The organism is Nocardioides aromaticivorans, assembly GCF_013408525.1.
In the GTDB taxonomy this organism is placed as follows: domain Bacteria; phylum Actinomycetota; class Actinomycetes; order Propionibacteriales; family Nocardioidaceae; genus Nocardioides; species Nocardioides aromaticivorans.
Map to the genome: position 1 here is coordinate 1,563,835 of NZ_JACBZM010000001.1, position 19,154 is coordinate 1,582,988.

General features: G+C 72.5%; 10 protein-coding genes. 4 read left to right on the top strand and 6 right to left on the bottom strand.

The features are described from left to right. Nucleotides 1-27: 27 nt before the first annotated feature. Entirely contained in the window at nucleotides 28-4,677 is a 4,650-nt protein-coding gene (locus BJ993_RS07385; RefSeq protein WP_179648259.1) for an alpha-L-arabinofuranosidase family protein, read from the bottom strand. Between the two features lie 145 nt (nucleotides 4,678-4,822). Here BJ993_RS07385 and BJ993_RS07390 point away from each other — a divergent pair, with 145 nt between their 5' ends. Further along, the gene (locus tag BJ993_RS07390; protein ID WP_179648260.1) at nucleotides 4,823-9,463 is read left to right on the top strand and encodes a family 43 glycosylhydrolase; all 4,641 of its coding nucleotides are present in this window, start codon (nucleotides 4,823-4,825) and stop codon (nucleotides 9,461-9,463) included. Nucleotides 9,464-9,547: 84 nt separating this feature from the next. On the opposite strand, the gene BJ993_RS07395 is transcribed toward BJ993_RS07390, so the two are convergent. The 5 genes from BJ993_RS07395 to BJ993_RS07415 are packed head-to-tail and all read right to left on the bottom strand — an operon-like array spanning nucleotide 9,548 to nucleotide 15,096. Further along, nucleotides 9,548-10,795: a COG4705 family protein gene (locus tag BJ993_RS07395; RefSeq protein ID WP_179648261.1), complete on the bottom strand. Its 1,248-nt coding sequence runs from the start codon at nucleotides 10,793-10,795 to the stop codon at nucleotides 9,548-9,550. 48 nt (nucleotides 10,796-10,843) lie between these two features. Next, a complete protein-coding gene (locus BJ993_RS26525; RefSeq protein WP_179648262.1) occupies nucleotides 10,844-12,163 on the bottom strand; it encodes a sensor histidine kinase in 1,320 nt (439 codons plus the stop codon). Beyond that, nucleotides 12,160-12,849, bottom strand: coding sequence for a response regulator transcription factor (locus tag BJ993_RS07405; protein WP_036549046.1), 690 nt, complete (start codon nucleotides 12,847-12,849; stop codon nucleotides 12,160-12,162). Before BJ993_RS07405 ends, BJ993_RS26525 begins: the two co-directional genes overlap by 4 nt. Nucleotides 12,850-12,874: 25 nt before the next feature. Beyond that, a complete protein-coding gene (locus BJ993_RS07410; protein ID WP_179648263.1) occupies nucleotides 12,875-13,870 on the bottom strand; it encodes an aldo/keto reductase in 996 nt (331 codons plus the stop codon). A 35-nt stretch (nucleotides 13,871-13,905) separates the two neighbouring features. Beyond that, entirely contained in the window at nucleotides 13,906-15,096 is a 1,191-nt protein-coding gene (locus BJ993_RS07415) for an ROK family protein (protein WP_179648264.1), read from the bottom strand. 87 nt (nucleotides 15,097-15,183) lie between these two features. On the opposite strand from BJ993_RS07415, the gene zwf reads away from it, so the two are divergent. The 3 genes from zwf to eda are packed head-to-tail and all read left to right on the top strand — an operon-like array spanning nucleotide 15,184 to nucleotide 19,134. After that, nucleotides 15,184-16,641, top strand: a complete 1,458-nt coding sequence (zwf, locus tag BJ993_RS07420; protein WP_207007099.1) for a glucose-6-phosphate dehydrogenase — start codon at nucleotides 15,184-15,186, stop codon at nucleotides 16,639-16,641. A gap of 5 nt (nucleotides 16,642-16,646) precedes the next feature. Then, the gene (edd, locus tag BJ993_RS07425) at nucleotides 16,647-18,512 is read left to right on the top strand and encodes a phosphogluconate dehydratase (RefSeq protein ID WP_179648265.1); all 1,866 of its coding nucleotides are present in this window, start codon (nucleotides 16,647-16,649) and stop codon (nucleotides 18,510-18,512) included. Continuing rightward, complete coding sequence (gene eda, locus BJ993_RS07430) at nucleotides 18,499-19,134, top strand: bifunctional 4-hydroxy-2-oxoglutarate aldolase/2-dehydro-3-deoxy-phosphogluconate aldolase (RefSeq protein ID WP_179648266.1); 636 nt, start codon at nucleotides 18,499-18,501, stop codon at nucleotides 19,132-19,134. Before edd ends, eda begins: the two co-directional genes overlap by 14 nt. Nucleotides 19,135-19,154 lie beyond the last annotated feature (20 nt).

Sequence of the window (19,154 nt, forward strand, 5' to 3'; positions counted from 1 at the left end):
AGTCTCTCCTGGTCATCGGGTGCGTCCTCACGGGATCCGCACCGAGGTGCGCGTCGTGGACGGCTCGACGGTCGTCGAGCCGGCGTAGCGGGCGACCACGACGTGGCTGCCCCGGGGCAGGCGCGGCAGGCGGACCTGGCCGCGGCCGCTGGTCAGGCGCACCGTCCGGGTGAGGACGGTGCGGCCGTCCCGCAGCACGGAGACCGTCGCCGAGCCCGACACCGCGACCGCGGCGGTGACCCGCACCGTCACGAGCGGCTGACGGGTCGAGACCTTCGACAGGGCGAGGGTGGTCCGCGAGGACGCCTTCACCACCTTCACCACGACCGTGTCCGACGAGGCGCCGTGGGTCGCGTCGCCCGCGTAGTCGACGGTCAGGGTGTGGCTGCCGGTGCCGAGCTTGGCCGAGCCGACCTTGAGCGTCGCCCTGCCGGAGGCCAGGTCGGCCGACGCCAGCACCGTGCTGCCCTTGCGCAGGACCACCGCGCCGGTGGGGGTCGCCCCCGCACCGCTGACGGTGACCTTCACCGACACCGGGCTGCCGAGGCGGACCGTCGATGCGGTCGCGACCGCGGCCGTGGTGGAGGCGGGCACCGCGCCGACCCCGGGGACCTCCAGCCGGCCGGCGTCCTCGGCGTTGCCGAACACGTCGGTGGAGCGGTAGTCCACGACGTGCACGTCGTCGTCGAGGCCGACCGGGGCGTCGTACGACGTCCAGGGTCCGGCGTCGATGCGGTACTCGGTGCCGCCCTCGCCGATCCCGGCTCCGGTGTCCGCCGCGGTCAGCGTGACCGTGCGGGCCTCGCCGTCCAGCGCCGCCTTGGTGACCGGGGCGGCAGCGTCGACGCCGACCGTGAGCGGTCGCACCTCGCCCACGTTGCCGGCCTTGTCGACCGCACGGACCGCGACCTCGTGGACGCCGTCACCGGCGACCTCGACGTCGGCCTCGGCCCCGGCGACCTCGTGCCACGCACCCCCGTCGAGCGACCACTCGACATGGTCGACCGCGCGGTTGTCGCTGGCCGCGACGTGCACCGTGGCGGGGTCGCGGTACCAGCCGCGGACGCCGTCACCGGACACCGACAGGTCGTCGACCACCGGCGCCTCCGCGTCGGTCGTGTGCATCCGGAGGAAGGTGACCGACGAGGCCGGGAACTCGTACTCGAAGTCGTTCGAGAGCCCCGAGACCTGGCGCTCCTTCGGCCAGATGCGCTGCGGGTCGGCCTTGGTGTTGGTCGCGCTGCGCGACGGCGCGGTCAGCGAGGTCACGGTGCCGGTCGGCTCGATGCCGGCGTCGGTGACGTGGACCTGCGTGGTGACCGGGCTGGTCGCGGTGTTGACGACCTTGGCGACCAGGTCGCCCGTGGCGTCGTCCTTCGTCACGACCTGGAACAGCTGCTCGCTCGCGTCGACCTGGTCGTAGGTCAGCTTGAGGACGCCGTCCTGGTAGAGGCGGATCGTCGTACCGTCGACCTCGATCTTGAGGTGGTAGGTCGTGCCCGTCGCGATGCTGTCGCCCTCGAGCGCGACGACCTCGCTGGCGCTGCCGCCGTCGGCCCGCTGGAGCACCGACCGGGTGTTGCCCCAGCCGCCGATGTTCCACCAGTAGAAGTTGTTGGCGCCGGTGGCGCCGAAGCCGACGAGGAAGCCCTCGGCGCCGGACAGCTTCGTGGCGTCGAGCTCGAGCGTGTAGTTGCTCCAGTCCTTGTCGTAGGCGCCGGTGATGATCGAGCGGGCGTCGTTGACGCTGGTCGACGACTGCACGTAGCGACCGCCCGTCACCGACCAGGAGCCGGTCTGCGCGGCCCACTTCGACGCGTCGGCGAAGTCGTCGCTGAAGACGGTCTCGCCGGTGTCGTCGTTCCTCACCGTCACGTTGTCGTACGCCGCGCTGGTGCTCCAGGTGGAGAGGAAGACGCCGCCCTTCACGTCCTGCGGGTCGTTGACGGTCCCGTCGAATGTGCTGGGCACCACCCGGTCGCCGACGTTGTTGCCGAACATCTTCTGGACCTGCCAGTCGGCGGACTCCCACGACTCGTCGTTGTCGAACCAGATCGCGTCCGGGGACCACTGCACGTGGTTCTCGTTCGCCAGCAGCGGTGCGTACGACGCCAGTCGCACCACGTCGCCGTTGCGCTGCAGGCCGGTCATGTAGGCCGCCTCGACGAGCGCGTTGCCGAAGGTGTTGCCGCGGCTGGCGTACTCACCGAGGAAGACGCCCGGGCCCTCGCGGTCGTAGTCGTCGTAGCGGTGGTTGTTGTCGAGGAACCAGTCCGGGTCGTTGTAGTAGTGCTCGTCGACGAGGTCGACCTCCTGCGCCCGGTTGAAGCTCCAGAGGGTGTCGAAGCGGGTGCCCGCGTCGTCGGGGCCGGAGTTCGAGATGATCATGATGTCCGGGTACGCCGCCTCGACGGCCGCCTTGAACTGCGGGAAGTTCGCCTCGAACGTGGTGGTGTTCTCCTCGTTGCCGAGGCCGATCATCTCCAGGCCGAACGGCTCGGGGTGGCCGAGCTCCGCGCGGACCGCGCCCCACTCGGTGTCGACGTCACCGTTGGCGAACTCGATCAGGTCGACCGTGTCCTGGACCCAGCGGTCGATCGACGCCTGGTCCTTCATCTCGGGGATGGTGCTGCCGCAGCCGTTGGCCCCGACCGAGAGCACCGGCAGCGGCTCGGCGCCGAGGTCCTCGGCGAGCTCGAAGTACTCCAGGTAGCCGATGCCGTAGGTCTGGTTGTAGCCCCAGAAGTTCTTGTTGGTCGGCCGCTCCTCGACCGCGCCGATCGTCTCCTTCCACTGGTAGGTGCGCTGCCGGTCGGTGTAGCCGCTCTCCGCGTAGGACTTGAAGGTCCCGACATTGGTGACGCAGCCACCCGGGAACCGGACGAAGCCGGGGTCCATCGCGGCGACCCGCTCGGCGAGGTCCTTGCGCAGCACCGAGCGGCCGTTGACCGGTCCGACCCAGGTGTCGCGCGGCAGCACGGACACCATGTCGACGGCCAGCGTCGACGGAGCGCCCGCCAGGACGGCGATCCGGGCGTTGTCGCTGGTCGCGGTCGCGGTGATCGCGGCGTCGACCTTCTGCCAGGTGCCGTTCCCGGCGACCTGCACCGTGCCGGTGCCGAGGACGCTCGCTCCGTCGGCGCTCTCGAAGCGCAGCGTGAGCGACTGGGCGGTCGTCGTACGGACCCAGACGGAGGCGTCGTAGACGTCGCCGCTCTTCACGGCGACACCGTCGAAGCCGCCGTTGACCACGCCGTCCCCCGCCGCCGCGGCGACCAGCCTCAGGTAGTTGCGGTTCATGTCGTTGAGGCGGCCGCCGTCGTCGACGACGGCCGCGCTGGATGCGCCGCCGCTGCGATTGGCCAGGCTCCACGCGGTCATGGCGTTGAAGGAGCCGTTGTCGGTGCTGTTGAACTCGAAGGACCGGTTGCGCACGAGCTCGGCGTAGATGCCACCGTCGGCCGCGTAGTTGATGTCCTCGAAGAAGATGCCGAACATGTCGGGGTTGAGCTCGGCGCCCTCGCCGTCGGCGTCGATGTCCAGCGTCGCGGTGCTGTCCTCGACCTCGGTGAGGACGAAGCGCACCGCGTCGGCGTCGCTGCCCGCGACGAGGTGGCCCTCGCCGTCGACGACCACGTGGTCCGCGCCGGCCGCGCCGCCGTCGATGCGGAGCACGACCGTGCCGCCGCCGGCGTCGGTGATCCGCAGCGGCGTCGGCTCGGCCGCGCCGTCGCCCACGGTCAGTGCGCCACCGCTGACGACCACCGCGCCGGCGCCGGTGGTGAGCCCGACCGCTCCGTCACCGAGGGCGGCGGCCTGGAGGCGCATGCTCGACGTCGGCTGGTCGGCGGTCAGGGCGAGTGCGTCGCCGTCGCGCACGAGGTACGGCGCGTCGGCGTCGTCGGCCTGGAGCGTGAAGCTGCCGCTCGGCACCGTGTCCGCGCCCTGCGCGTGGGTGATCTCGAAGGACTCGAAGGCCGCCTCGGTGGGGGTGCCGTCCTGCGCGGCGAGGGCGTAGAGGCCGACCTGCGTGGTCGCGAAGGGCACGGTGGTCGTGGCCGCGGTGACCCAGCTGCCGGTGCCCTCGTCGAGGTAGCTGGTGGTGATGGTGTCGCCGGTCCGCTGCAGGCGCAGGGTCTCGGCCGTCGACGCCGGGCGGTCGGCGAACGCGACCGCACTGAACGTCGCTGCCGCCTCACGGTCGGTCTCGATCGCGATGCCCGACGGGGACAGGGACCCGACGAAGGTCAGGCCGGCGCGGACGTAGTTGTCCATGTCCTGCCACGCGATCAGGCCGGCGCCCTGGTAGACCTTCGCGACCGGCACGCTGAGCTCGGCGGTGGCGGTGAAGTCACCCGCCGGTACGTCGAGCATCACCACGTTCTTCGCGGTGTTGTTGGTCTGCCAGGTGTCGCCGGGCTGGCCGCTGAGGTGCAGGGCGCCGCCGCTGACCTCGAGCGCCGAGGGCTCCGGGTTGACGACGTCCCAGCGCCCACCGAGGGCGCTGCCGTCGAAGGCGTCGGACCAGGTCACCGCGTCGGCGGCGGTGGCCGGCGCGGCGGTGACGCCGAGGCCGGCGGCGCTGGCGAGCGCTCCGGCCAGCAGCGCGAGCGATGCGACAGCGGCGGTCCTGCGACGGCGGCCGAGGCGGGGCAGGGGCGATGTGACGAGCGACACAGGAAGATTGTTAGCGCTAACATCACGTCGGCGTCAAGGTCTGGGTGCCGACTTCCTCGATCCTTTGGAGCCGCTGTGGGCCGGGGTTGACGCGCCGCGTGATCGCAGTCACACTCCCGTGTTAGCGCTCACACACGGAGGAACGATGCCCCACCTGCCGACGGCCCTGCGCCGTCTCCCCGCCCTGCTGGTCCTGGCCCTGGTCGGCGGCCTGCTCCTGCTCGTGCCGACGGCCCGCCCGGCGCTCGCCGCCGATGTCACCGACGGGCTCGTGCTGCGCTACGACCTCGACCAGGCGTCCGGCACGACCGTCACCGACAGCTCCGGCAACGGCCGCGACGGCACCCTCGTCGGCGGCAGCTGGGGCAACGGGGTGCTCACCCTCGACGGGGTCGACGACCACGTGAAGCTCCCCAACAACGTCACCGCCGGGCTCGACGCGATCACCGTGCACCTCGACGTGTTCGTGGAGCAGAGCCAGGCCACCCCGTTCTTCCTCTGGGGCCTGGGCAACCCCGCCACCTCCTCGTCCGGCAACGGCTACCTCTTCGCGAGCGGCAACGCCTTCCGCGCGGGCATCACCACCGGCAACTGGTCGGGCGAGAAGGTCACCTCCCGCAGCAGTGGCGGCAACCTGGCGCGCGGCGTCTGGAAGTCCGTGACCTACACGCAGACCGGCACCACCGGCACCCTGTTCGAGGACGGCGCGCAGGTCGGCCAGAACACCGCGGTCACCGTGCTCCCGAGCGCCATCGGCGGCGGCACGACCACCAACAACGTCCTCGGCGAGTCCACCTACGCCGCCGACAACAGCCTCAAGGGCAAGGTCCGCAACTTCCGGATCTACAATCGGGCGCTCAGCGCGAGCGAGGTCGCCCAGATCTCGCTGACCGACGCGAACCGCCTCGCCGCCGACGAGGACGCCCTCACCCTCGGCGACCTCTCGTCCGTGACGAGCGACCTGACGCTGCCGACGACCGGCTCCTTCGGCTCCGCCATCAGCTGGGCGTCCTCGGACCCCGCCGTCATCTCGACCTCCGGCGCGGTGACCCGCCCCGGCGCCGGCGACGGCCCCGCCGAGGTCACCCTCACCGCCACCCTGACCCGCGGCACCGGCACCGCCACCCGCACCTTCGTCGCCACCGTCCCGGCCGACGACAGCGACCAGGCCAAGGCCGACGCCGCCGCAGCCGCGATCGAGCTGGTCCACCCCGACGACGTGCGCGGCAGCCTCACCCTCCCGGAGACCGGCGCCGGCGGCGCGACCATCAGCTGGGCCAGCGCCGAGCCGGCCGTCGTGGCTGCCGACGGCGTCGTGCACCGGCCCGCCCACGGTGCCGGCGACACCACCGTGACCCTCACCGCCACCGTGACCGTGGGATCCGCCACGGCGACGCGCGACATCGAGCTGACGGTGCGGGCGTCGCCCGCGTCGGCGGCGTACACGGGCTATGCGTTCAGCTACTTCACCGGCAACTCGATCGCCGGGGAGAAGATCTACTTCGCCGCGAGCCGCGGCAACGACGCGCTGACGTGGGACGAGCTCAACGACGGCCAGCCGGTGCTCGAGTCGACGATGGGCGAGATGGGCCTGCGCGACCCCTTCCTCATCCGCTCCCCCGAGGGCGACCGGTTCTACCTGATCGCCACCGACCTCTCGATCGGTCGCAACGGCGACTGGGACCGCTCGCAGCGAACGGGCTCGCGCTACCTGGAGGTCTGGGAGTCGACCGACCTGAAGAACTGGTCGGAGCAGCGGCACGTGCTCGTCTCCCCCGAGACCGCCGGCAACACCTGGGCGCCGGAGGCCTACTGGGACGAGGACCTGCAGCAGTTCGTGGTGTTCTGGGCCTCCAAGCTGTACGCCGAGGACGACCCCAACCACACCGGCAGCACCTACAACCGGATGCTCTACGCCACCACCCGCGACTTCGTGACCTTCAGCAAGGCGAAGATCTGGCAGGACATCGGGTCGTCGCGGATCGACTCCACGGTGATCAAGGACAACGGCACCTACTACCGCTTCACCAAGGACGAGGGCGCCGGGACCACGGGCTGCTCGGACATCATCCAGGAGAAGAACGACTCCCTGACCGAGCCCGACCTGGTCGGCAGCAAGGCCTGGGCGTTCCAGGAGGGCTGCATCGGCAAGAACGCCGGCACGTCCGCCGTCGAGGGCCCGTCGATCTTCAAGGCCAACACCGGCGACGACTCGGGCAGCAACTACTACCTCTTCGTCGACGAGTACGGCGGCCGTGGCTACATCCCGCTCGGCACCGACGACCTGGAGAACCCCGACTGGCAGGTGGCGAGCAGCTACGACCTGCCCGCGAGCCCGCGCCACGGCACGGTCATCCCGGTCACTCAGGCCGAGCTCGACAGCCTGCGCGAGGGCATCGTCGTCCCCGAGCCGCCGACGCCGGTCGAGGCCGACGAGAACGGCCTGGTCGCGCACTACGCCCTCGACGAGACGAGCGGCTCCGTGGCCGCCGACTCCTCCGGCCACGGGTACGACGGCACGGTCTCCGGTGACACGACGTGGACCGACGGCGCGCTGAGCCTGGGCGGCACCAACGGCCACGTGAAGCTGCCCGACGACATGATGGCCGGCCTCGACGCGATCACCGTGTCGACGGAGGTATGGGTCGACCCGACCCAGGCGACGCCGTACTTCATCTGGGGCCTCGGCAACACCGACAGCGGCGGCGCCGGCAACGGCTACCTCTTCACCACCGGCAACAGCGCCTACCGCACGTCGATCGCCAGCGGGAACTGGAACACCGAGCAGACCGCCACCAGCGGCGCCGCCCTCGGCCGCGGTGCGTGGAGGACGCTGACCTACACGCTGCAGGACGGCACCGCGACGCTCTACCTCGACGGCGTGAAGGTCGGCGAGAAGACCGGTGTCACCATCAAGCCCGGCGACATCGGCGACGGCCGCACGAGCGCCAACTACATCGGTCGCTCGGTCTACACGGCCGACAAGTACCTCAAGGGCCGGGTGCGGGACTTCCGCCTCTACAACCGCGCCCTCACCGGCGCCGAGGTGCGCGACCTCGCCGCCGACCCGACCGCGATCCTGGGCGTCGACCTCGGCACACTCAAGGTCCCGGCCGTCATCGACAGCGCCTCGTCGACGGTGACCCTGCCGGTCGAGCCGGGCACCGACCGGACCGCCCTCGACCCGTCGTACGACGTGAAGGCCGGCTCGACGCTCGACGTCGACGGACCGGCGGACTACTCGTCGCCGCGCACCGTGACGGTGACGGCCCCGGGCGGTGCGACGCGGGCATGGACGGTGCGAGCGGTCGAGATGAGGTCGCCGGTGCTGCCGGGCCTGTACGCCGACCCGAACATCGCGGTCTTCGACGGCACCTACTACATCTACGCGACGACCGACGGCACTCCCGGTTGGGGTGGCAAGGACTTCTACGTCTGGAAGTCCACGAACCTCGTCGACTGGGAGCGCTCGGAGCAGCCGTTCCTCACCCTCGACGGGGCGAACGGCAACGTGCCGTGGGCGTCGGGCAACGCGTGGGCGCCGACGATCATCGAGCGCGGCGGGAAGTACTACTTCTACTTCTCGGGCCACAACCCGACGTACAACCGCAAGACCATCGGGGTCGCGGTCGCCGACAGCCCGGAGGGCCCGTTCACGGCCCAGCCGGAGGCGATGATCCTCAACAACGAGGCGGTCACGTCGGGCCAGGCGATCGACCCGGCGGCCTTCCGCGACCCGGCGACCGGCAAGTACTACCTCTTCTGGGGCAACGGCTCGCCGGTGTACGCCGAGCTGTCCGACGACATGCTGTCGATCAAGGCGGAGACCCTCGGCAGGATCACGGGACTGACCAGCTTCCGTGAGGGCTCGTTCGTCAACTACCGCCAGGGGACCTACCACCTGACCTACTCGATCGACGACACCGGATCGCCGGACTACCGGGTCGGCTACGCGACGGCGACGAGCATCGACGGCCCGTGGACCTACCGCGGCGTGATCCTCCAGAAGGACCCGTCGCAGGGCATCCTCGGCACCGGCCACAGCTCCATCGTCAACGTCCCGGGCACCGACGACTGGTACATCGCCTACCACCGCTTCGGCATGCCGGGCGGCGACGGCACCCACCGGGAGACCACGATCGACCGGCTGACCTTCGGCGAGGACGGGCTGATGCAGGTCGTCACCCCGACCCTCACCAGCGTCGACCCGCTGGCGGAGCCAGAGCCCGAGGCGCCCGTCAACACGGCGCTGCCGACGATCACCGGCACCGCGCAGGTCGGCCGCAAGCTGGTGGCGAAGCCGGGGACGTGGGACCGGACGGGGCTCTCGTTCACCTACCGCTGGCGGCGCGACGGTACGACGATCGCCGGCGCCACCGCGTCGTCGTACGTCGCCCGGGGGGCCGACGTCGGCCACCGGCTGTCGGTCGAGGTCACCGCCACCCCGGCCACCGGCCCGGCCGGCAGCGCCACCTCGGCCGCGACGAAGCCGGTCGCCAAGGCCGGGTCGACGGTGCGGCTGCGGCTGTCCGACAGCACCCCCAAGGCCCGCCAGAAGCTGACCCTGCGGATCACCGTCACCTCCGTCCCCGCCGGGACCACGACCACGGGCCGGGTCACCGTCCTGGTCGACGGTCGCCGCATGTCGGTGCCGACGCTGCGGTCCGGAACGGCGGTCGTGACCCTGCGGCTCCCGAGGGGAACGCACGCGATCCGGGCGTCGTACGGCGGCTCGGCCTCGGTCGCGGCCGCCACGGCGACGATGCGGGTCGGGGTCCACAGGTAGCGGCCGGCAGGAGCTGGTCGGCGGGGACCGCACCGTGCTGGACGGTGCGGTCCCCGCCGCCGCGGGCGGCCCGGGCGGTCGGCCTCAGCCCAGGGTCCCGAGCAGGTCGTCGAGAGCCCCGGACTCCTGCTGCTGGTCGGGCGAGGAGCTGCGGACGGCGGTGAGGACCGCGTCGATCTCGTGGTCGACATAGGTCCAGGTGACGCAGTCCTTCGCCACCAGGCGGGACTCCGCGTCGTCCCAGGCCGTCTCGAGGTCGGTCGCGCGGGATGCGGCACCGGTCTGGTCACCGGACGCCACGAGGTCACGGGTGTCCTGCGAGATCGAGCGGAAGCTCGCGACGTCACCGGCCGGGAACGCCGCGATGTCCGGGCTCCCGCCGTCGGAGCACGAGGGTGCGGCGCCCTCCTCCGCGGCCAGGGCGTCGCTGTGCGGCTGCGCGTTCGCCCACGACAACAGGCCGAATGTCGCGACCGCCGCGGCCGCCAGGACGGCGAGCGAGACCCGCTCCCGCACGGGCGTGCGGGACCGTTCCGCGGCGGTCGCGGCGCCCTCGACGATCACGTCGGCGCGGGACATCGACAGGTAGACGACGGCCGCCAGGATCGCTCCGAGGAAGACCAGGCTGGTCCCGAGGGTGCCGAGGCCGAGGCCCTGCTCGTCCGACGGCGAGGCGAGCCAGTCGCCGATGTTGGCACCGAGCGGACGGGTCAGGATGTAGGCGAGCCAGAACGCGAGGACCGGGTTGGCGCCGTACCTCCACACCGCGGCGATGACGGCGATCAGGGTGAGGGGCAGCAGCACGGACTTGCCGGGCGCCCATCCGGTCAGCTGCAGCGTCCAGTCGCCCGTCGCCGTGCCCAGCGCGAAGGTCACCAGGACGGCGAGCCAGTACCACGCCTCGCGCGGGGTGGTCACGATGCTGTGGATCGAGAGGGTCCGCTCCCGGAGGTACCAGGCGCCGAAGACCGCTGCGAGGAGCGCGGCGAACACGGTGCTGCTGATCCAGAGGGGAACGCCCAGCCGGTCGGTCAGGATGTCGGTGTAGAGCGTGCCGGTCACGCTGACCACCACCACCGTCAGCCAGTAGACCGCCGGGACGTAGGCCCGCAGCCGCATCTGCGCGGCCAGCACGACCACGAACACCACGGTGAAGAGCATCGCCGTCGGGAGCAGGCCGAAGCCGAGGGTCTCGTTGACGTAGTCGGCGAAGCTCTCACCGACGGTCGTGCAGAGGATCTTGATGATCCAGAACCAGACGGTGACCTCGGGGACCTTGTTGAGCATCTGTCGCGGCAGCACGCGGGCCGGCGCAGCGGGAGACGTCGTCATGGGTCAGAGGATCGGCGAGCGAACCTGACATGGACCTGATCACCCGCCCTACGCGGTCGGGAGCACGATCACCACGCGGGTGTTCATCGGACCGTCGGTGACGGTCACCTCCCCACCCGCGCTGCGGGCGATGCGTCGCGACAGCGGAAGTCCGAGACCGGCGCCACCGCCCGTCGTACGACCGGGCTCGAAGACCAGCTCCCGCTCGCCCTCACCGATCCCCGGGCCGTCGTCGTCGACGTGGACCGCCACGAACCCGGGCCGGTACGGCGCCGCCGACACCACGACGCGGCCGGCGACGGCCCGCGCGTTGTCGAGCACGGGCCCAAGGGCACGCGCGGCAAGGCCCACCGGGAGGAGGACCCGCAGCTCGGGGTCGACCCGGACCTCGACCCTGGTCCCGGCCGTGGAGCCGAGCGCCTCGCCGATCGCGTCGAGGAGGAGGCAGGAGCCGGACGGCGCCGAGGCCGAGCCCGCGCGGGCGAGCTCGAGCAGGCTCTCGATGGCGGCACCCATTCGGCGCGTGGCACCGGCGATCTCCTCCGCCTTCTCGCGTCCCGCCTCCGGCAGAGCGGGGTCGAGCAGCAGCAGGTCGGCGTTGACCTGCACGGCGGTCAACGGCGTGCGCAGCTCGTGGGCGAGCTCCGACGTCAACCGCTGCTCCGAACGGATCGCCTGCGCGACCCGCTCGAGCAGGCGGTCCAGCGTGCGCCCCAGACCGGCCAGCTCGTCGCGCCCGGCACCCGGGGCGAAGCGCAGGGCGAGGTCGTGCTCGCTCCAGTCGTCGGCGGCGCGGGTCATCGCGACCACCGGCGCCAGGGCCCGCCGGCTGACCCAGAACGCCAGCACGGCGGCCAGGACGACCATCAGCCCGCCCGCCCCCGCGCAGACCAGCAGGGCCAGGCGCTCGCCGCGCTCGTACGGCGCCAGCCGCTCGGTGACCACGACGACGCCGGCAGCACCGTCCGGCGTGGTGAACGGCTCCGCCCGGACCCGGGACTCGTCCGCGCCCCGCGGCTGCTCGACGGTCCGGACCCGGTCCGTGGTGGCGAGGTCGGCGTAGGTGCTGCGCTCCGAGGCGGGAGGGGTCCCGGCTGCCAGGCGACCCTCGGCGTCGTAGACCGCCACCCCCGCGTCCAGCCGCTCCTCGGGGACGACGACCGCACCGCCGGGCCCCGCGGACGCCGAGCCGATCACCGCCTCGGCACGGTCCTCGAGCACCGTGTCGAGGCTGTGGGTGGTCGCACTCGCCAGCACGAGCTGGACGACGATCGTCAGCACCACCGCGACCAGGGCGGTCACTGCCGCGGTCAGCACGACCAGCTGCGCGCGGAAGGAGCCCCCGCGGGGGGAGGGTCCCGAGGTCACGGCTGGTCGTCCGTGCGGGCACCCAGCCGGTAGCCCACGCCGCGCACCGTCTCCACCAGCGCAGGTGCGTCCGCCTCGACGAGCTTGGCGCGCACCCGGCGCATCAACGAGTCCACGGTGTTGTCGCTGACGATGGCGCCGTCGGGCCAGGCCGCGGCGATGACCGCGGCGCGACGGACCACGTCACCGGGCCGCGCCGCGACCGCGGCCAGCATGCGGAACTCCGTCGGCGACAGCAGCACCTCGCCGCTGTCGGTCCGCAGCGCGTGGGTGGCGGGATCGAGCACCAACCCACTGTCGTCGCGCTGGAGGGCGAGCTGACGCCCGCGGCGCCCGAGGACCGCGACCCGCGCCAGCAGCTCCTTCACGTCGAACGGCTTGGCCACGTAGTCGTCGCCGCCGGCGCTGAACCCGGCCAGCCGGTCGTGCACGGCGCCGAGTGCCGTCAGGAAGAGCACGGGGGCAGCCTGGCCGCGGGCCTTGAGGGCCTGGCAGACGTCGCGCCCGTCGGCGTCCGGGAGCCCGACGTCCATGATGATCACGTCGAGATCGGCGGTGGCGAACAGGCTCAGTGCCTCGGTCCCGTTGTGGGCGACCACCGCGTCGTGCCCGGCGTAGGTGAGGGCGCCGCGCAGCGCCCGGCGCAGCGCCGGGTCGTCCTCGCAGATGCCCACAGTGAGGTCCATCCCGGACATCATGCCCGGGCGGACCTCACCAGCGGGGGTGGATGGCCTCGCGGAAGTCGCGGTCGTAGATGGCCCGGACACCGTCGAGGAAGGCGTCGGGGAGCGGGTCGACGAGGCCGGCAGCGGCATTGGCGGCGGCCTGGGCGGTGCTGCGGGCGCCGGGGATCACGGTGGTGACGCCGGGCTGCTGCCAGCACCACGCGATCGCGGCCTGGGCCGGCGTGACGTCCGGGCCGAGCGTGGCGCGGACGAGCGCCGTGAACTCCTGCGCCGCGGCGACGCCGGTGCGGTAGTCGACGCCGGAGAAGGTCTCGCCGACGTCGAAGGAGCTGCCGTCGCGGTTGTAGTTGCGGTGGTCGTCGGCGGCGAAGACGGTGGTCTCGTCGTACCGGCCCGAGAGCAGGCCGGAGGCCAGCGGGACGCGGGCGATGATCCCGACCTCGGCGGCCGCGGCGGCGGGGAGGACCTCGTCGAGCGGCTTGAGCCGGAACGCGTTGAGGATGATCTGGACCGACTGGACGCCCGGGCGGCGGATCGCCGAGAGGGCCTGCGCGCAGGTCTCGACGCTGACGCCGTACGCCGCGATCACGCCGTCGGCCACCAGCTCGTCGAGGGCGTCGTAGGTCGCGTCGTCGTCAATTACCTCCGACGGCGGGCAGTGCAGCTGGACGAGGTCGATCGTGTCGACGCCGAGGTTGCGGCGCGAGCGGTCCAGCCAGGCCCGGAAGTTGGCCATGACGTAGTTGGCCGGCACCTGCTCCATCCGGCGGCCCATCTTGGTGACGGCGGTGAAGCCGGCGTCCGCGTGGTCGGCGAGGAAGCGGCCGACGATCTGCTCGCTGCGTCCGTCGCCGTAGACGTCGGCGGTGTCGTAGAAGGTGACGCCGGCCTCGGCGGAGGCCTCGAGCACGGCCCGGGCGTCGGCCTCGCTGACGTCACCCCAGTCGGCGCCGAGCTGCCAGGTGCCGAGGCCGACCACGGAGACGTCGCGGCCGGTGCGTCCGAAGGTGCGCTGTTGCATGGGGGTCCTTGCTTCGTGGGGGTGGGTGGATCGGGTCAGCCGCGGGCCCGGGCGAGCCGGGTGTCGATCGCGGCCGGGCTGAGCACGGCGTCCAGCGCGAGGGCGGCGCAGCCGACGAGGCCGGCCCGGTCGCCGTAGGTCGCGGGGAGGAACTGCAGCTCCCGCGTCGCCAGCGCGGAGGCGCGGGCGTAGACGGCCTCGCGGACACCGGCGGCGTACACGTCGTAGGCGCCGGCCATGTCCCCGCCGAGGACGACGGCGCGCGGGTTGAGCAGGTTGATCGCCACGGCGAGCAGCTCGCCGACCTGGCGGCCGCTCTCGCGCAGCAGCTGCTTGGCCTCGGGGTCGCCGGAGAGGGCCTGGGCGACGAGGTCGCGGATGTGGTCGACGGTGCGGCCTTCCTCGCGGAGCCGGGCGACGAGGGCCCAGCCGGCGGCGAGCGTCTCGAGGCAGCCGACGTCGCCGCAGCGGCAGGGCCGGCCCGCCGCCTCGGGGACCTTGGTGTGTCCGAGGTCGCCGGCACCACCGCGCGCGCCGCTGATGATCCGGCCCCCGGCGAGCACGCCGAGGCCGATGCCGGTGGACGCCTTGACGACGAGCAGGTCGTCGATGGTCGTCGCGTGGCCGAGGAACTCCGAGCGCGCCATGGTGTCGGCGTCGTTGGCGAGGAGGAGCGGGGCGTCCGCCACCTTCTCCAGGTACGGCGCCAGCGGCACCCCGTCCCAGCCGGCCATCACCGGGGTGTCGACGCTGACGCCGCGGTCGGCGTCGACGACGCCGGGCAGCGAGACGCCGATGCCCAGGACCGGTGGGAGGTCGCGGGCCAGCAGCGCCCGGAGGTGCTCGGCGACGCCGGGCATCACGTCGTCGGGCCCGGCGCCGATCTCGTGCTCGACGGCGGAGGAGGCGAGCTCGGTGCCGCCGAGGTCGAAGACGGCGACCTGGGAGCGCGAGCGACCGATCGCGGCGGCCAGCACCACGCCGGCCTCGGTGTTGAAGACCAGGCTGCCCGGCGGGCGCCCCCCGGTGGAGGCGAGCTCGGCGCCGAGCTGCAGCAGGCCGGCGTCGGTGAGCGCGTTGACTCGCGCGACGACGGCGGTGCGGGACAGGCCGGTGAGGGTGCGCAGGTCGGCGCGGGTCGAGGCCCGGCCGCTGCGGAGCAGGGCGAGCAGGTCGCCGGCGGTGGCGGACTCCCGCACCACCGGCGGCACCCGTACGTCAACCATGCGCGGAGTCTAAGCCCTTCCACTTAGATCCTAAAGAGACCTAAGTGGGGTTTCCCAAGAGCATGGTTAGGCCCTACGGTTGTGACTGTGAGCGCACACATCCCCGACCTGGTCGTCCCGGCCTGCGACTTCACCGTCTTCGGCGGCACGGGCGACCTCGCCCTCCGCAAGCTGCTCCCCGGCCTCTACCAGCGCGAGCGGCAGCGCAACCTCCACCCCGACACGCGGATCATCGGCGTCTCGCGGCACGACCTCGACGACGCGGGCTACCGCGACCTGGTCACCCAGGCCCTCTTCGAGCACGTCCCCGACGACCAGTTGGAGGCCGGCGCCGTGCACCGGCTGGTCAGCCGCCTCCACCACCTCCGCCTCGACGCCACCGACCCCGAGGGCTGGGACGGGCTGCACGCCCTCCTCAAGGACACCCCGGGCTCGGCCACCGAGGACACCATCCGCGTCTACTACCTCGCCGTCGGCTCGGGCGTCTTCGGCCCGATCTGCGACCGGCTCGACGACCTCGGCCTGGTCACCCCCCAGTGCCGAGTCGTCCTCGAGAAGCCGATCGGGTCCGACCTCGACTCCTCGCGGGTCGTCAACGACGCGGTCGGCCGGGTCTTCGAGGAGTCGCAGGTCTACCGGATCGACCACTACCTCGGGAAGGAGAGCGTGCAGAACCTCCTCGTCACCCGGTTCGCCAACACCTTCCTCGAGCCGGTCTGGAACTCCCGCTGGGTCGACCACGTCCAGATCACCGTCTCCGAGACGCTCGGCGTCGCAGGTCGCGGCGGGTACTACGACCAGGCCGGCGCGCTGCGCGACATGGTCCAGAACCACCTGCTCCAGATGCTCTGCCTGGTCGCGATGGAGCCCCCGACGTACGTCGGCGGCGACCCCGTCCGCGACGAGAAGCTCAAGGTGCTGCGCGCCCTCAAGCCGCTGACCGGCGCCGACGTCGACAGGCTCACCGTGCGCGGCCAGTACACGACCTACGGCGAGGAGATCGGCGGGCCGAGCACCACCGAGACCTATGTGGCGCTGCGCGCCGAGGTGCAGAACTGGCGCTGGGCCGGCGTCCCGTTCTACCTGCGCACCGGCAAGCGGCTGGCCCGCAAGGAGTCGACCATCGAGGTCGTCTTCAAGGAGCCGCCGCACGCGATGTTCCCGCACAGCGAGGGCGTCACCACGCCCAACCGGCTCACCATCCGGATGCAGCCCGACGAGGGCATGCAGCTGCACCTGACCGCCAAGCACCCGGGTCCCGGTGGCATCCGCCTGCACCCGGCCTCGCTCGACCTCAGCTACGACGACGCCTTCGACGAGCGCAGCCCCGACGCCTACGAGCGCCTGCTGCTCGACGTGATGCGCGGCATCCCGACCCTGTTCATGCGCCGCGACGAGGTCGAGGCCGCGTGGGAGTGGGTCGAGCCGATCCTCGACCAGTGGGAGCAGGCCGGCGTGGAGCCGGTCCGCTACCACCCCGGAACCAACGGCCCCGCGGCCGCCGCGACGCTGCTGGCGCGCGAGGGCCGCACCTGGCAGGAGTGAACTCGATGACCGCACCCACCCTCCACCCCGTCCTCGCCGACGTGACCCGTCGGCTGACCGAGCGCAGCGCCGCCACCCGAACGGCGTACCTCGCTCGCGTGCGTGAGGCGGCCCTGCGCGGACCCGCGCGCGGCCGCCTCGCGTGCGCCAACCTCGCGCACGGCTTCGCCGCGTCTGAGGGCCCCGAGAAGATCGAGCTCGCCCGCGGCCAGAAGCCCAACCTGGCGATCGTGACGAGCTACAACGACATGCTCTCGGCGCACCAGCCGTACGGCGACTACCCGCCCGTCCTCAAGGCCGCGGTGATCCGTGCCGGCGGGCTCGCGCAGGTCGCGGGCGGCGTGCCGGCGATGTGCGACGGCGTCACCCAGGGCCGCGACGGCATGCAGCTCTCGCTGTACAGCCGCGACGTGATCGCCATGTCGACGGCCATCGCCCTCTCCCACGACATGTTCGACGGCGCCCTGCTCCTCGGCGTCTGCGACAAGATCGTGCCCGGCCTGCTGATCGGCGCCCTCTCGTTCGGGCACCTGCCCGCCGTGTGGGTCCCCGCCGGGCCGATGGCCTCGGGGCTGCCCAACAAGGAGAAGGCCCGCGTGCGCCAGCTCTTCGCCGAGGGGAAGGTCGGGCGGGAGGAGCTGCTCGAGGCCGAGGCGGCGTCGTACCACTCGAAAGGGACGTGCACCTTCTACGGCACGGCCAACTCCAACCAGCTGCTGATGGAGGTGATGGGCCTGCACCTGCCGGGCTCGTCCTTCGTCAACCCCGACAACCCGCTGCGCGACGCGCTCACCCGCGAGGCCGCAGCCGTGGCCGTGCGCCGGACCCAGCAGTACGACGCCAGCCCCACCCTCGGCGAGATGGTCGACGAGAAGGTCGTCCTCAACGCCTGCGTGGCGCTCCTCGCGAGCGGCGGCTCGACCAACCACACCCTGCACCTGGTCGCGATCGCGCGTGCCGCGGGCATCCTGCTCACCTGGGACGACCTGGCGGACCTGTCGGCCGTCGTACCGCTGCTGGCGCGGGTGTACCCCAACGGCGCCGCCGACGTGAACCACTTCCACGCCGCCGGCGGGATCGGCTTCCTCGTCCGCACCCTGCTCGACGCGGGCCTGCTGCACGAGGACGTCGAGACGATCGTCGGGCACGGCCTGCGCCGCTACACCGAGGAGCCGGTGCTCATCGACGGCGAGCTCACCTGGCGCCCGGGCCCGGCCGAGAGCCTGGACCTCGACGTGCTCCGCCCGGCCTCGGACCCGTTCTCGGCGGACGGCGGTGTGAAGGTCGTGCGCGGCCCGCTCGGCACCGGCGTCGTGAAGACGTCCGCGGTGGCGCAGGAGCACCGGTTCGTCTCCGCTCCCGCGCGGGTCTTCGACGACCAGCACGACTTCCTGCTCGCCTTCGCCGACGGCCAGCTCGACGGCATCGACCTCGTCGCGGTGATCCGCTACCAGGGTCCGGCGGCCAACGGCATGCCCGAGCTGCACAAGCTCACGCCCGCCCTCGGCGTGCTGCAGGACCGCGGCCAGAAGGTCGCGATCGTCACCGACGGCCGGATGTCCGGCGCGTCGGGCAAGGTGCCGGCCGCCATCCACGTCACCCCCGAGGCGGCCCTCGGCGGCCCGCTCGCCAAGGTGCGCGACGGCGACCTGATCACCCTCGACGCCGACGCCGGCACGCTGGTGGTCGACGCGGACCTCGCCCACCGCGAGCCGACCGGCTCCGCCCCGTCGGGTACGACGTGGGCCGGCACCGGTCGCGAGCTGTTCGCCGCGTTCCGCGCCACCGTCGGACCGGCCGACGAGGGTGCGTCGATCTTCCCCGTCCCCGCCGCCGCTGCCAGCCTGGAGGCTCCCCTTGTCCGCTCCTGAGTCCTCGCCCTCGTCCGTGCTCGACATCGTCCCGGTCATGCCCGTCGTCGTGATCGACGACCTCGCCGCCGCCGTCCCGGTCGCCCGGGCGCTGGTCGACGGCGGCCTGCCCGCCATCGAGCTCACCCTGCGCACGCCCGTCGCCCTCGACGCCCTGCGGGCGATCGCCGCCGAGGTCCCCGAGATCACCCTCGGCGCCGGCACGATCACGACGCCCGCGCAGGCCGAGGCCGCGGTCGCGGCCGGTGCCGGCTTCCTCGTCTCCCCCGGGCTCACCCCCGACCTGCTCGCGGCGATGCTCGCGACCGGCGTGCCCTTCCTCCCCGGCACGTCCACGGTGTCCGAGGTGCTGGCGGTCCTCGAGGCGGGCCTGACCGAGATGAAGTTCTTCCCGGCCGAGGCCGCCGGCGGGGCGCCGTACCTCAAGTCCGTGGCGGGCCCGCTCCCGCAGGCCCGCTTCTGCCCGACCGGCGGGATCACGCCGGCGTCGGCGCCGTCGTACCTCTCGCTGCCGAACGTGGGCTGCGTCGGTGGCTCCTGGCTCACCCCCGCCGATGCGATCGCGGCCGGCGACTGGGAGCGGATCAGCAAGCTGGCCGCGGAGGCAGCCGCGCTGCGCTGACCCGTCCGGACGTGCACGAG